The sequence below is a fragment of the Bordetella pertussis 18323 genome, from assembly GCF_000306945.1.
In the GTDB taxonomy this organism is placed as follows: Bacteria; Pseudomonadota; Gammaproteobacteria; order Burkholderiales; family Burkholderiaceae_B; genus Bordetella; species Bordetella pertussis.
This window is the reverse complement of the sequence record NC_018518.1, coordinates 2760259-2773105: the sequence shown is the minus strand read 5'-3', so window position 1 is coordinate 2773105 and position 12847 is coordinate 2760259. Positions and strand designations below refer to the sequence as shown.

Annotated in this window: 9 protein-coding genes, 1 tRNA gene and 2 pseudogenes; 8 read left to right on the top strand and 4 right to left on the bottom strand. The window is 66.4% G+C overall.

Annotated elements, in window-relative coordinates; genetic code table 11:
* Positions 1 to 212: 212 nt before the first annotated feature.
* Positions 213 to 302 (bottom strand) — tRNA-Ser (locus tag BN118_RS13050).
* 239 nt (positions 303 to 541) lie between these two features.
* Between BN118_RS13050 and BN118_RS13045 the strand changes: the two genes are divergently transcribed.
* The 5 genes from BN118_RS13045 to BN118_RS13025 all read left to right on the top strand — a co-directional run bounded on the left by BN118_RS13045 (position 542) and on the right by BN118_RS13025 (position 5741).
* Positions 542 to 1768, top strand: coding sequence for a cation:proton antiporter domain-containing protein (locus tag BN118_RS13045; RefSeq protein ID WP_003814012.1), 1227 nt, complete (start codon positions 542 to 544; stop codon positions 1766 to 1768).
* 88 nt (positions 1769 to 1856) lie between these two features.
* Positions 1857 to 2639, top strand: coding sequence for a 3-hydroxybutyrate dehydrogenase (locus BN118_RS13040; protein WP_003814011.1), 783 nt, complete (start codon positions 1857 to 1859; stop codon positions 2637 to 2639).
* A gap of 98 nt (positions 2640 to 2737) precedes the next feature.
* A complete protein-coding gene (locus BN118_RS13035; RefSeq protein WP_014905922.1) occupies positions 2738 to 3688 on the top strand; it encodes an IS481-like element IS481 family transposase in 951 nt (316 codons plus the stop codon).
* A 26-nt stretch (positions 3689 to 3714) separates the two neighbouring features.
* Entirely contained in the window at positions 3715 to 4488 is a 774-nt protein-coding gene (gene yaaA, locus BN118_RS13030; RefSeq protein ID WP_003814010.1) for a peroxide stress protein YaaA, read from the top strand.
* 11 nt (positions 4489 to 4499) lie between these two features.
* Positions 4500 to 5741 (top strand): MFS transporter, encoded by a 1242-nt coding sequence (locus tag BN118_RS13025; protein WP_003814009.1) that lies wholly within the window; start codon positions 4500 to 4502, stop codon positions 5739 to 5741.
* 6 nt (positions 5742 to 5747) lie between these two features.
* Here the strand turns inward: BN118_RS13025 and BN118_RS13020 are convergent.
* The 3 genes and pseudogenes from BN118_RS13020 to BN118_RS13010 all read right to left on the bottom strand — a co-directional run.
* Positions 5748 to 7418, bottom strand: a pseudogene (locus BN118_RS13020) (FUSC family protein); the annotation flags it as partial.
* A complete protein-coding gene (locus BN118_RS13015) occupies positions 7403 to 8353 on the bottom strand; it encodes an IS481-like element IS481 family transposase (protein WP_005013747.1) in 951 nt (316 codons plus the stop codon). The pseudogene BN118_RS13020 and the gene BN118_RS13015, both read right to left, overlap by 16 nt.
* Before the next feature lie 96 nt (positions 8354 to 8449).
* Positions 8450 to 9046: pseudogene (locus BN118_RS13010) on the bottom strand (FUSC family membrane protein); the annotation flags it as partial.
* A 416-nt stretch (positions 9047 to 9462) separates the two neighbouring features.
* On the opposite strand from BN118_RS13010, the gene BN118_RS13005 reads away from it, so the two are divergent.
* The 3 genes from BN118_RS13005 to ilvC all read left to right on the top strand — a co-directional run bounded on the left by BN118_RS13005 (position 9463) and on the right by ilvC (position 12823).
* Positions 9463 to 11232, top strand: a complete 1770-nt coding sequence (locus tag BN118_RS13005) for an acetolactate synthase 3 catalytic subunit (protein WP_223851196.1) — start codon at positions 9463 to 9465, stop codon at positions 11230 to 11232.
* A 10-nt stretch (positions 11233 to 11242) separates the two neighbouring features.
* On the top strand, positions 11243 to 11734 hold the full coding sequence (gene ilvN / locus BN118_RS13000) for an acetolactate synthase small subunit (protein ID WP_003814006.1): 492 nt from the start codon (positions 11243 to 11245) through the stop codon (positions 11732 to 11734).
* Between the two features lie 72 nt (positions 11735 to 11806).
* Entirely contained in the window at positions 11807 to 12823 is a 1017-nt protein-coding gene (gene ilvC / locus BN118_RS12995; RefSeq protein WP_003814005.1) for a ketol-acid reductoisomerase, read from the top strand.
* The last annotated feature ends 24 nt before the right edge of the window (positions 12824 to 12847 follow it).

The window sequence follows — 12847 nt, the reverse complement described above, 5'->3', positions numbered from 1 at the left end:
TAGCAAATTGAAATTCTGCGCGACAGACGCTCGCCCACTTTCCGGCAGGATGCATATGCATGGTGGCGGCCGACATAGGGGGGGGCGGTCCACAGGCGTGGGTTTCGCCGGTCGGGGCCGCATGAGTCGCCCTCTCCTTGATTCACAAGGCGTTTGTCGAGGGGCATGGGACCAAGAAAAAAGCCCCTGACGGATCAGGGGCTTGCAATGTCTGGCGGAGAGGGTGGGATTCGAACCCACGATACGCCTAAACGTATACCGGATTTCGAGTCCGGCGCATTCGACCACTCTGCCACCTCTCCGGGGTGTGCTGTCTTGCCTGTGTTCTTGCTGTCTGCCGCATGGACCGTGGTCATGGCCCTGGGCAATCTCCCCGCCGGCATTTCGCGCGGGATCCAGCAAAGCCAGCTATTCTACCTGAAAATTTTCGGCCATGCCAGGATTGCGGCAAGATTTTGCTCGGCGCCGATGCCGGATTTCGCGCAGCCCGGGTTTTTGTCAGAATTGCCGCAATATTGCCGCCACCTCCAAGCCCCGCGCCATGGAACTGCTCACCATTTTGCTGATCGCCGCCGTCCTGTGCGTGCCCCTGGCGCAGCGCCTGGGCCTGGGCGCCATCCCCGGCTACCTGCTGGCGGGCGGGGTGATCGGGCCGTCCGGGCTGGGGCTGGTCACCGACGTGCCGGACATCATGCGCGTCTCGGAATGGGGCGTGGTGATGATGCTGTTCGTGATCGGCCTGGAGCTGGCGCCCAAGCGACTGTGGGCGATGCGCCGCGAAGTGTTCGGCGCCGGCACCTTGCAGATGGTCGTCTGCGGCGCGTTGCTGGGCGCGGTGTTCGGCGCCGGGCTGCGCCACCTGGCCGGCATGGGCTGGCAGGCGGCCATCCTGTGCGGCCTGTCGCTGGCCCTGTCCTCGACCGCGGTGGCGCTGCGCCTGCTGGAGGAGCGCGGCCTGGTGCGCACGCCGTTGGGCCGCTCGGCCCTGGGGGTGTTGCTGCTGCAGGATATGGCGGCCATCCCGATGCTGGTGGCGGCCGGCCTGCTGGGTTCGGATGGCGATTCCGCGCCGTCGTTCGAGGCGGCCCTGGTGGCGGTGGTGGTGGTGCTGGCGTGCTACCGCCTGCGGCTGCTGGACTGGGCGGCGCGTTCGCAGCTGCATGAGCTGTTCACTGCCGCCACGCTGCTGGTCGTGCTGGGCACGGCGCAACTGTTCGATTACGCGGGCCTGTCGGCCGGCCTGGGCGGTTTCCTGGTCGGCATGCTGCTGGCCGAGTCGCGCCATCGCAATGAGCTGGAGCACACGATCGAGCCGTTCAAGGGGCTGTTGCTGGGCCTGTTCTTCCTGGCCGTGGGCATGTCGGTCAATGTGGAGGAGGCGCTGGATTACTGGCCGTATGTGCTGGCCGGGGTCGTGGCGCTGCTGTCGCTCAAGGCGCTGGTGCTCTACGGCATCGCGCGCCTGATGGGGCTGCCGCACTATCATCGCCTGCTGTACGCGCTGGTGCTGGCGCAGGGCGGCGAATTCAGCTTCGTGATTTTCAACGAGGCCTGGGACAATCATTTGATGTCGCTGGAGCAGCGCGACCTGCTGGCCATCGTGGTGGCGATTTCCATGGGCGCGGTGCCGATCGTCATCCGGCTGCTGGAGCGCCTGCCGGGCCGCTACGGCGGTATCGGCGACATGGCGGTCACGCCGGTCGGATTCGCCGGTTCGCCGCCGCCCCAATCCGCCGCGGACAACGAGGAGCGGTCCGGCCCGGGCTGACCGCGCCCGGTCACGGATCCGTGCCATCATTGCCGGCGGCGGACGGCTACACTTGAGGCCGTCCCGCCCACTCCACAGGAGAACAGTCATGCTCAAAGGAAAAGTTGCAGTCGTCACCGGTTCCACCAGCGGCATCGGCCTGGGGATCGCCAGCGCGCTGGCGCAGCAGGGCGCCGACATCGTGCTCAACGGATTCGGCGACGCGGCGGACATCGAGAAATTGCGGGCCGGGCTGGCCAGCCAGTACGGCGTGCAGGTGCGCTATGACGGCGCCGACCTGTCCAAGGGCGAGGCGGTGCGGCAACTGGTGTCCGGCGCCGTCGCCGAGCTGGGCCGCATCGATATCCTGGTCAACAACGCGGGCATCCAGCACACCGCCTTGATCGAGGACTTTCCCGCCGACAAGTGGGACGCCATCATCGCGCTGAATCTCTCGGCGGTATTCCATGGCACGGCCGCGGCGCTGCCCCACATGAAGAAGCAGGGCTGGGGGCGCATCATCAACATCGCCTCGGCCCATGGCCTGGTGGCCTCGGCCGCGAAGTCCGCCTACGTGGCCGCCAAGCACGGCGTGGTCGGCCTGACCAAGGTCACCGCGCTGGAGACGGCCGGCATGGGCATCACCGCCAACGCCATCTGCCCCGGCTGGGTGCGCACGCCGTTGGTGGAAAAGCAGATCACCGCCCTGGCGGCCAAGGACGGCGTCGACCAGGAAAGCGCCGCGCGCGAACTGCTCGGCGAGAAGCAGCCGTCGCTGCAGTTCGTCACGCCCGAGCAACTGGGCGGCACGGCCGTGTTCCTGGCCTCGGAGGCCGCGGCCCAGATCACCGGCACCACCATTTCCGTCGACGGCGGCTGGACAGCCCGCTAGTTGTGAAGATTCAATAGGTTGTATGCATGGTTCATCCGAACCGGATTTGAGAAACTGGAAATCGCCACCCCCCCAGTTCACTCAAGGAGCCCGGCCGGATGAACACCCATAAGCATGCCCGATTGACCTTCCTACGTCGACTCGAAATGGTCCAGCAATTGATCGCCCATCAAGTTTGTGTGCCTGAAGCGGCCCGCGCCCATGGGGTCACCGCGCCGACTGTGCGCAAATGGCTGGGCCGCTTCCTGGCTCAGGGCCAGGCGGGCTTGGCCGATGCGTCCTCGCGCCCGACGGTCTCGCCCCGAGCGATTGCGCCGGCCAAGGCGCTGGCTATCGTGGAGCTGCGCCGCAAGCGGCTGACCCAAGCGCGCATCGCCCAGGCGCTGGGCGTGTCAGCCAGCACCGTCAGCCGCGTCCTGGCCCGCGCCGGTCTGTCGCACCTGGCCGACCTGGAGCCGGCCGAGCCGGTGGTGCGCTACGAGCATCAGGCCCCCGGCGATCTGCTGCACATCGACATCAAGAAGCTGGGACGTATCCAGCGCCCTGGCCACCGGGTCACGGGCAACCGACGCGATACCGTTGAGGGGGCCGGCTGGGACTTCGTCTTCGTGGCCATCGATGACCACGCCCGCGTGGCCTTCACCGACATCCACCCCGACGAGCGCTTCCCCAGCGCCGTCCAGTTCCTCAAGGACGCAGTGGCCTACTACCAGCGCCTGGGCGTGACCATCCAGCGCTTGCTCACCGACAATGGCTCGGCCTTTCGCAGCCGCGCCTTCGCCGCGCTGTGCCATGAGCTGGGCATCAAGCACCGCTTTACCCGACCTTACCGCCCACAGACCAATGGCAAGGCCGAACGCTTCATCCAGTCGGCCTTGCGTGAGTGGGCTTACGCTCACACCTACCAGAACTCCCAACACCGAGCCGATGCCATGAAATCCTGGCTACACCACTACAACTGGCATCGACCCCACCAAGGCATCGGGCGCGCTGTACCCATCTCCAGACTCAACCTGGACGAATACAACCTATTGACAGTTCACAGCTAGTCTCGTTCAAATCCAAGGAAACCCTCATGTTGTTCCTGTTGTCTCCCGCCAAGAAGCTGGACTACGACTCTCCCGTTCACGTCGAAACGCACACGCAGCCGCTGTTCGTCGACCAGGCCGCGGCGCTGATCAAGGTGCTCAAGACCAAGTCCGCCGACGAAATCGCCGAGCTGATGAGCCTGAGCCCGGCGCTGGCCGAGCTGAACGCGGGCCGCTACGGCGCCTGGAAGCGCAGCTTCACGCAGGCCAATTCGCGCCAGGCCGTCCTGGCGTTCAATGGCGACGTCTACGAAGGGCTGCAGGCCGACACGCTGTCGGCCCGCCAGCTCGATTGGGCGCAGGACCATGTCGTGATCCTCAGCGGCCTGTACGGGGCGCTGCGCCCGCTGGACCTGATGCAGCCGTACCGCCTTGAAATGGGCACCCGCCTGCACACGCCCAAGGGCAAGAACCTGTACGAGTACTGGGGCAGCGGCATCGCCGAGTATCTGAACGAACGCCAGGCGGGCGCGAAAGCGCCGGTCATCGTCAACCTGGCCTCCGAAGAGTATTTCAAGGTCGTCGACCTCAAGACGCTGAAGGCGCGCGTGGTGCAGTGCGTCTTCCAGGACTGGAAGAACGGCGCCTGGAAGGTGATCAGCTTCCATGCCAAGCGCGCGCGCGGCCTGATGGCGCGTTACGCCATCGCGCACAAGGTCGCCCGTCCGGAAGGCCTGCAGGGTTTCGATTCGGAAGGCTATGCCTACGACGCTGCCGCTTCCAGCGCCGACAAGCTGGTGTTCCGCCGCAAGCAGGCCTGACAGGACGCGCGATGTCGGCAGGCTTACGCGTCTTCCTGTTCTTTTCGCTCGGCTACCTGGTCTCGTATCTGTTCCGGGGCCTGAACATCGGCTTCGGGCCGACCTTGAGCGCCGAACTGGGCCTGTCGGCCGCCGATCTGGGCACCCTGACCAGCCTGTACTTTCTCGGTTTCGCGCTGCTGCAGATCCCGGCCGGCGTGCTGCTCGATACCTGGGGGCCGCGGCGCGTCAACGCCGCCCTGCTGGTGGTAGCCGCCGTGGGCACCCTGGTCTACGGGCTGTCGCAGGGCCTGCCCGGCCTGATGGTGGGGCGGCTGCTGATCGGCGCCGGCGTGTCGGTCTGCCTGGGCGCGGCATTCCAGGCGCTGGCGCTGAACTACCCGCTGGCCCGGTTGCCCCTGATCAACGGGCTGGTGATGGCGGTGGGCGGGCTGGGCGGCGTGCTGGTGGGCTCGCCGCTGTCGTGGCTGCTGAATTTCTCCACCTGGCGCGAGGTCAGTATCGGCATGGTGGTGGTCACGCTGTGCGTGGCGGCGCTGCTGTGGTTCGGCGCGCCGCGCGAACCCGCCCGCGACCGGCCGCACGCCAGCCTGGGCGAGCAGCTGCGCGGCACGTTCGTGCTGCTGCGCACGGCGCACTACTGGCGGCTGGTGTCGCTGCCGGTGGCGACCGGCGGCGTGTTCTACGGCGTGCAATCGCTGTGGGTGCGTCCCTACCTGACCGACGTCAATATGCTGCCGGCCGCGCCGGCCGCGGCGCTGGTGTCGCTGCTGGGCTTTGCCATGATGGGCGGCAACGTCGGGCTGGGCGCCATGGCGCGGCGCGTCGAGCGCATGGGCCTGGGGCTGTATGGCTTCAGCGGCGTATGCCTGGCGCTGTTCATCCTGATCCAGCTGCTGATCGTGCTGCGCGCGCCCGTGCCGCTGGCGCTGCTGTGGGCGGGTTACGGCGTGTTCGGTTCGGCCAATATCCTGGTGTTCGCCCTGCTGGCGGGCGAGTTTCCGCGCGAATTGCTGGGGCGCGTGGCCGCGACCACCAATCTGCTGACCTTTGTTTCCATCTTCGTGTGCCAGGTCACGTTCGGCTGGATCGTCGAACTATGGCCGCGCGGCGACGCCGTGTATGAGCCCGGCAGCTACCCGGCCGGCGGCTACCTGGCCGCGTGGGGGGCCTTCCTGGCGCTGCAGATAGCGGTGGCCCTGTACTACTTCTGGCCGCGTCGCCGCGCCGCCTCGGCCAGGCAGGGCGCCTGAGCCGGCTCAGGCCGAGGCCGGCGCCGGACGCGGGTCTTCGGGGTCGGCGACGCCGGCCAGTTCCTGGCGGATCATCACGCAGGCGCGCAGCATCTGCTTGAGCGGATAGGCCAGCGCCGCCTGCTCGCCTTCGGTGTCGAACTGCGCGGGCAGCGCGGCCGGCGGCTTGCGGGCCGGGTCCAGCAGGTCCATCATCGCGTCCAGCGCCTGCTGCACCGCGGGCGGCGTGTGCGGCAGGCCGACCAGGATGGGCACGACGGCCGTGATCTGCGAGGCCAGGATGTGGTTCTGCACCAGCAGGTTATTGAATTCGGGCACGCTCACCTGGTGCTGCGTCGGCTCGCTCATCATGCGATAGAACGCCTCGGCGAAATTGCTGAACGCGATATGCACGTTCTTGCGGCCCAGCCGCCAGGCCAGGCCAGGCCAGGCCTGGTCGGCGTCGGCGTCGGCGCGCTCGCCGGTCTCGGGCGTTTCCTCGCCCGCCGCCGCGCCGCCGGGCGCCGGCTGGCGCATGGCCTCGATATAGCGCAGCCCGGCGCGCAGGTATTCGCGGTTGGCGCGCGAGGCGGCCCGCGCCAGCGGCTTCATGTAGCGCGCCTCCCACCAGGGCAGCACATAGCTGCAGATCAGCGCCAGCGCGCAGCCCAGCGCCGTATCCATCGCCTGCTCGCCGATCACCTCCAGCGAAACCGTGCCCGGGGCGACGAAATGGAACACCAGCACCACGAACAGCGTGTTGAAGATGGCGCTGGCCATGTAGTTCAGCTGCACCAGGCTGTTGCCCATGATGCAGGCGCCCAGCAGCACCGCGAACAGGATGGTCGGGTTGTTGGTCAGCGTGAACAGGATCAGGGCCAGGATGCAGCCCACCAGCGTGCCCATCAGGCGCCAGCCGTTGCGCTGGCGCGTGAGCGCGAAGCCCGGCTTCATGATGATGACGATGGTCAGCAGCACCCAGTAGCTGTGCGCGGCCATGTTGGGCGCCAGCCAGATGCCGATCAGCGTCATGGCCAGCGCCGCGGCCAGCGTGACGCGGATGGCGTAGCGGAAGTGGGGCGAGTCCAGCCGCAGGTTGCTGGTGATCATGCCCAGGCGCAGCTCCTGGCGCGAGATGAACTGCGTCAGCGATTTGTCGATGCGCAGCATGCTCGTGGGGATGGCGTCCGAGCGCGCCTCGGTGTGCTGGGCCAGCTTGTCGACGATGCGCGCGGCGTTGCGCAGCCGGCGCAGCACCTGCACGGTCAGCGCCAGCATCTCGGGTTCGCGCTCGCCCAGCCCCTGCTGCTTGAGCTGCTCGATCTCGTACTCGATGGCGCGCAGCTCGGCCTTGGCGCTGCTGCGGTATTGCGTCTTGTGGCCGCGCGAGACGTCCAGCGCGACGCGGTTGAGCTCCAGCGACATCTTTACCAGGGCGTCGCGCATGAAGACCAGCGCGTCGTGGCCGGCCAGGGTGCGGCGCAGCGAGGCGTAATCGGTATGGGTGGCGACCAGCGTATCGAGCAGCTGCAGCATGTCGACGAACATGTTCCACAGCATGACCCGGTCGTCTTCGCGAAAGCCGCCGCCGCGCGGCAGGGCGCGCAGCACCATGTCGCGCGCGGCCTGGTGCTTCTCCGTCATGGCCGACTGGCGCTGGATCAGGGTGCGGTAGGCGTCGTCTAGGTGTGAACTGTCAATAGGTTGTATTCGTCCAGGTTGAGTCTGGAGATGGGTACAGCGCGCCCGATGCCTTGGTGGGGTCGATGCCAGTTGTAGTGGTGTAGCCAGGATTTCATGGCATCGGCTCGGTGTTGGGAGTTCTGGTAGGTGTGAGCGTAAGCCCACTCACGCAAGGCCGACTGGATGAAGCGTTCGGCCTTGCCATTGGTCTGTGGGCGGTAAGGTCGGGTAAAGCGGTGCTTGATGCCCAGCTCATGGCACAGCGCGGCGAAGGCGCGGCTGCGAAAGGCCGAGCCATTGTCGGTGAGCAAGCGCTGGATGGTCACGCCCAGGCGCTGGTAGTAGGCCACTGCGTCCTTGAGGAACTGGACGGCGCTGGGGAAGCGCTCGTCGGGGTGGATGTCGGTGAAGGCCACGCGGGCGTGGTCATCGATGGCCACGAAGACGAAGTCCCAGCCGGCCCCCTCAACGGTATCGCGTCGGTTGCCCGTGACCCGGTGACCAGGGCGCTGGATACGTCCCAGCTTCTTGATGTCGATGTGCAGCAGATCGCCGGGGGCCTGATGCTCGTAGCGCACCACCGGCTCGGCCGGCTCCAGGTCGGCCAGGTGCGACAGACCGGCGCGGGCCAGGACGCGGCTGACGGTGCTGGCTGACACGCCCAGCGCCTGGGCGATGCGCGCTTGGGTCAGCCGCTTGCGGCGCAGCTCCACGATAGCCAGCGCCTTGGCCGGCGCAATCGCTCGGGGCGAGACCGTCGGGCGCGAGGACGCATCGGCCAAGCCCGCCTGGCCCTGAGCCAGGAAGCGGCCCAGCCATTTGCGCACAGTCGGCGCGGTGACCCCATAGGCGCGGGCCGCTTCAGGCACACAAACTTGATGGGCGATCAATTGCTGGACCATTTCGAGTCGACGTAGGAAGGTCAATCGGGCATGCTTATGGGTGTTCATCCGGCCGGGCTCCTTGAGTGAACTGGGGGGGTGGCGATTTCCAGTTTCTCAAATCCGGTTCGGATGAACCATGCATACAACCTATTGAATCTTCACATCTAGGTCGGCGTTCTCGTCGTAGAAGCTGGCCCGCGCGGCCATGTAGTCGGCGGTGGCGAACAGCGCCACCGACATCGCCTGGCGCTCCTCGCGCAGCCAGAACAGGCGGCTGAAGGCCAGGCTCCAGCCGAGGTAGAACAGCGCCCCGCCCAGCGTGGCGGCCGAGTGCAGCAGCACCTCGTGCGGGGCCAGCGGCGAATGCATGGTCAGGGTCATCAGCAGCAGGCCGGCAAAGCCGATCAGGCCGCCGCGCTTGCCGAACACCGAGAATATCGAGAACGTGAAGCACTGGGCGATCACCGCCAGCCACAGCAGGATGGGGTAGGTGGAGGCCGCGCCGGTCAGCGTGACCGTGGCGGTGCCCAGCAGGGCGCCGCCCAGCATTTCGTTGGTGCGATGGCGCTGCGGCCCGCCCGGCTGGTCGATGATGGCCAGGCACTGGGCGCCGAAGGTGGCGACCAGGCCGATGCTGTACTGGCCGAACAGCCCGCCCAGCACCAGGACGGGCAGAAGCATGCCGATCGCCTGTCGGATACCGCCAAAGAAGTAGTGGCTGTATAGAAAGCGCCGGATGCTGGCGATGCGCAAATCCATGGAGATGGGGCGATTTGTCCGCGACAACGCCAGTATAGAGAGATGTGCGCCACTTTTGGGGCCGGATCGGAAAACGACGGGTTGCGGGGCTTTCCCAACACCCGATTTGCTCCGGATGCCGCAACGCGGTAAATTGCCCGTCTTGCGCCGGCGTGACTATCCGAAGCCGGTGCGCCGGCTTACAGCTGCCCCGGGCCACCTTCCGGGCGGATTGCGCCAGTTACACCTGCCGTTGGCCGCGCCACAAGCGTGTGCTGCCAAGGCTTCCATTTCGACCTCCAGCGCCCCCAGGGCGTTTGCACTGCGTTTCTGACGAGCGTGTGCCGGGTCGACAATGTGTCCGGGTGGCGTGGCTCCGTGAGCCGCAAAGCGCCGGATCATGTTGTTGTCGCCGGTTCGGGTTCAGCTGCCGTCGTATCCGGGCGGGCAGCGCTCAGGCGTGCAGGGCCGGTACTGAAAGGAAAGACAACATGGAACTCAATGGCGCCGACATCGTCGTGCGCTGCCTGGCCGAAGAAGGCGTGGAACACGTTTTCGGCTACCCTGGCGGCGCGGTGCTTTACATCTACGACGCGATTTTCAAGCAGGACAAATTCCAGCACATTCTGGTGCGTCACGAGCAGGCTGCCGTGCACGCCGCCGACGCGTACTCGCGCGCCTCGCAGAAAGTGGGCGTATGCCTGGTGACCAGCGGTCCGGGCGTCACCAATGCCGTCACCGGCATCGCCACCGCCTACATGGACTCCATCCCCATGGTCATCATCAGCGGCCAGGTGCCGACTGCGGCCATCGGCGAGGATGCCTTCCAGGAATGCGACACCGTGGGCATCACGCGTCCCTGCGTCAAGCACAACTTCCTGGTGCGCGACGTCAAGGACCTGGCCGAGACCATGCGCCGTGCCTTCTTCATCGCCCGCACCGGCCGTCCCGGCCCCGTGCTGGTCGATATCCCGAAGGACATCACCGTCGCGCAGTGCAAGTACGCGCCGCCCAAGGGCGAGATCTCGATGCGCTCGTACGCGCCGGTGAACAAGGGGCACCAGGGCCAGATCAAGAAGGCCGTGCAGATGCTGCTGCACGCCGAGCGTCCCATGATCTACACGGGCGGCGGCGTGATCCTGTCCGATGCCGCCGAGGCCTTGCGCCACCTGGTGGACCAGACCGGCGCGCCGTGCACCAACACCCTGATGGGCCTGGGCGCGATGCCGGCCACCGACCACCGCTTCCTGGGCATGCCCGGCATGCACGGCACCTACGAGGCGAACATGGCGATGCAGCACTGCGACGTGCTGCTGGCCATCGGGGCGCGCTTCGATGACCGCGTCATCGGCAATCCGCGCCATTTCGCGCAGAACGCGCGCAAGATCATCCACATCGACATCGATCCCTCGTCGATCTCCAAGCGCGTGCGCGTCGACGTGCCCATCGTCGGCAACGTCAAGGACGTACTGGCCGATCTGAGCGCCCAGTACGACCTGGCGCGCGCCGACGCCAAGCCGGCGCCGATCGAGAAGTGGTGGCAGCAGATCGAGGCCTGGCGCGGCAAGGAGTGCCTGAAGTACGCCGGCTCCGACGAGGTCATCAAGCCTCAGTTCGTGGTCGAGAAACTGTGGGAAGTGACCGGAGGCGACGCCTTCGTGACCTCCGACGTCGGCCAGCACCAGATGTGGGCCGCGCAGTACTACAAGTTCAACAAGCCGCGCCGCTGGATCAACTCCGGCGGCCTGGGCACCATGGGCGTGGGGCTGCCCTATGCCATGGGCGTGCAGATGGCCAATCCGGGCGCCGACATCGCCGTGATCACCGGCGAGGCGTCGATCCAGATGAACATCCAGGAATTGTCCACCTGCCACCAGTACCACCTGACGCCCAAGATCATCTGCCTGAACAACCGTTTCCTGGGCATGGTGCGCCAGTGGCAGCAGATCGACTACGGCTCGCGCTATTCCGAGTCGTACATGGATTCGCTGCCGGATTTCGTCAAGGTCGCCGAGGCCTATGGCCACGTCGGCCTGCGCATCGAGCGGCCCGCCGACGTCGAGCCGGCGCTGCGCGAAGCATTCAAGAAGCACAAGGATCGCCTGGTCTTCCTGGACTTCATCACCGACCGCACCGAAAACGTGTGGCCCATGGTGAAGGCCGGCCGCGGGCTGACCGAGATGCTGCTCGGTTCCGAGGATCTGTAAGGAGGCCACCATGAAACACGTGATTTCTGTGCTGATGGAAAACGAACCCGGCGCGCTGTCGCGCGTGGTCGGCCTGTTCTCCGCGCGCGGCTACAACATCGAGACGCTGACCGTGGCGCCCACCGAGGACGCGACCCTGTCGCGCCTGACCGTGGTGACCGTCGGTTCGGACGAGGTCATCGAACAGATCACCAAGCACCTCAATCGCCTGGTCGACGTGGTCAAGGTCGTGGACCTCACCGAAGGCGCGCACATCGAGCGCGAGCTCATGCTGATCAAGGTGCGGGCAGTGGGCAAGGAGCGCGAGGAAATGAAGCGCATGGCGGATATCTTCCGCGGGCGCATCATCGACGTCACCGACAAGTCCTACACGATCGAGCTGACCGGCGTTCAGGAGAAAATCCAGGCTTTCATCGAAGCCCTCGACCGCAGTGCCATCCTGGAAACCGTGCGCACCGGCGTGTCCGGCATCGGGCGCGGCGAACGGATACTGAAAATCTGACCGGCGCGCCTGGCGGCGCGCCACCCTGCATTAGCATTCACGATTACCAAAATTCAAGAACCGGAGCACAACATGAAAGTTTTCTACGACAAAGACTGCGATCTCTCCCTGGTCAAGGGCAAAACCGTCGCCATCATCGGCTACGGCTCGCAAGGCCACGCCCACGCGCTGAACCTGCATGATTCGGGCGTCAAGGTCGTGGTGGGCCTGCGCAAGGGCGGCGCCTCGTGGAACAAGGCCGCCAACGCCGGCCTGGAAGTCGCCGAAGTGGCCGAGGCCGTCAAGCGCGCCGACATCGTCATGATGCTGCTGCCCGACGAGAACATCGCCGCCGTCTACCGCGACGAAGTGCACGCCAACATCAAGGCCGGCGCCGCGCTGGCCTTCGCCCACGGCTTCAACGTGCACTACGGCCAGGTCGTGCCGCGCGAAGACATCGACGTCATCATGGTGGCGCCCAAGGCCCCGGGCCACACCGTGCGCTCGACCTACAGCCAGGGCGGCGGCGTTCCGCACCTGATCGCCGTCTACCAGGACAAGTCGGGCAGCGCCCGCGACGTGGCCCTGTCGTACGCCAGCGCCAACGGCGGCGGTCGTGCCGGCATCATCGAGACCAACTTCCGCGAAGAGACCGAGACCGACCTGTTCGGCGAACAGGCCGTGCTGTGCGGCGGCACCGTCGAGCTGATCAAGGCCGGCTTCGACACGCTGGTGGAAGCCGGCTACGCGCCCGAAATGGCCTATTTCGAGTGCCTGCACGAGCTCAAGCTGATCGTCGACCTGATCTACGAAGGCGGCATCGCCAACATGAACTACTCGATCTCGAACAACGCCGAATTCGGCGAGTACGAGACCGGCCCGAAGGTCGTGACCGACGCGACCCGCCAGGCGATGCGCGAGTGCCTGACGGCCATCCAGACCGGCGAATACGCCAAGAAGTTCATCCTGGAAAACGCCGCCGGCGCCCCGACCCTGACCTCGCGCCGCCGCATCAACGCGGAATCGCAGATCGAGCAGGTCGGCGGCAAGCTGCGCGCCATGATGCCCTGGATCGCCGCCAACAAGCTGGTGGACAAGGCCAAGAACTAAAGGCCACGGCCACGCCGGGTCCCG

Bases quoted from the DNA above. Each gene is read 5' to 3' on its own strand.
- BN118_RS13045 (WP_003814012.1), top strand. From the start codon at position 542: ATGGAACTGCTCACCATTTTGCTGATCGCCGCCGTCCTGTGCGTGCCC.
- BN118_RS13040 (WP_003814011.1), top strand. From the start codon at position 1,857: ATGCTCAAAGGAAAAGTTGCAGTCGTCACCGGTTCCACCAGCGGCATC.
- BN118_RS13035 (WP_014905922.1), top strand. From the start codon at position 2,738: ATGAACACCCATAAGCATGCCCGATTGACCTTCCTACGTCGACTCGAA.
- yaaA (WP_003814010.1), top strand. From the start codon at position 3,715: ATGTTGTTCCTGTTGTCTCCCGCCAAGAAGCTGGACTACGACTCTCCC.
- BN118_RS13025 (WP_003814009.1), top strand. From the start codon at position 4,500: ATGTCGGCAGGCTTACGCGTCTTCCTGTTCTTTTCGCTCGGCTACCTG.
- BN118_RS13015 (WP_005013747.1), bottom strand. From the start codon at position 8,353: ATGAACACCCATAAGCATGCCCGATTGACCTTCCTACGTCGACTCGAA.
- ilvN (WP_003814006.1), top strand. From the start codon at position 11,243: ATGAAACACGTGATTTCTGTGCTGATGGAAAACGAACCCGGCGCGCTG.
- ilvC (WP_003814005.1), top strand. From the start codon at position 11,807: ATGAAAGTTTTCTACGACAAAGACTGCGATCTCTCCCTGGTCAAGGGC.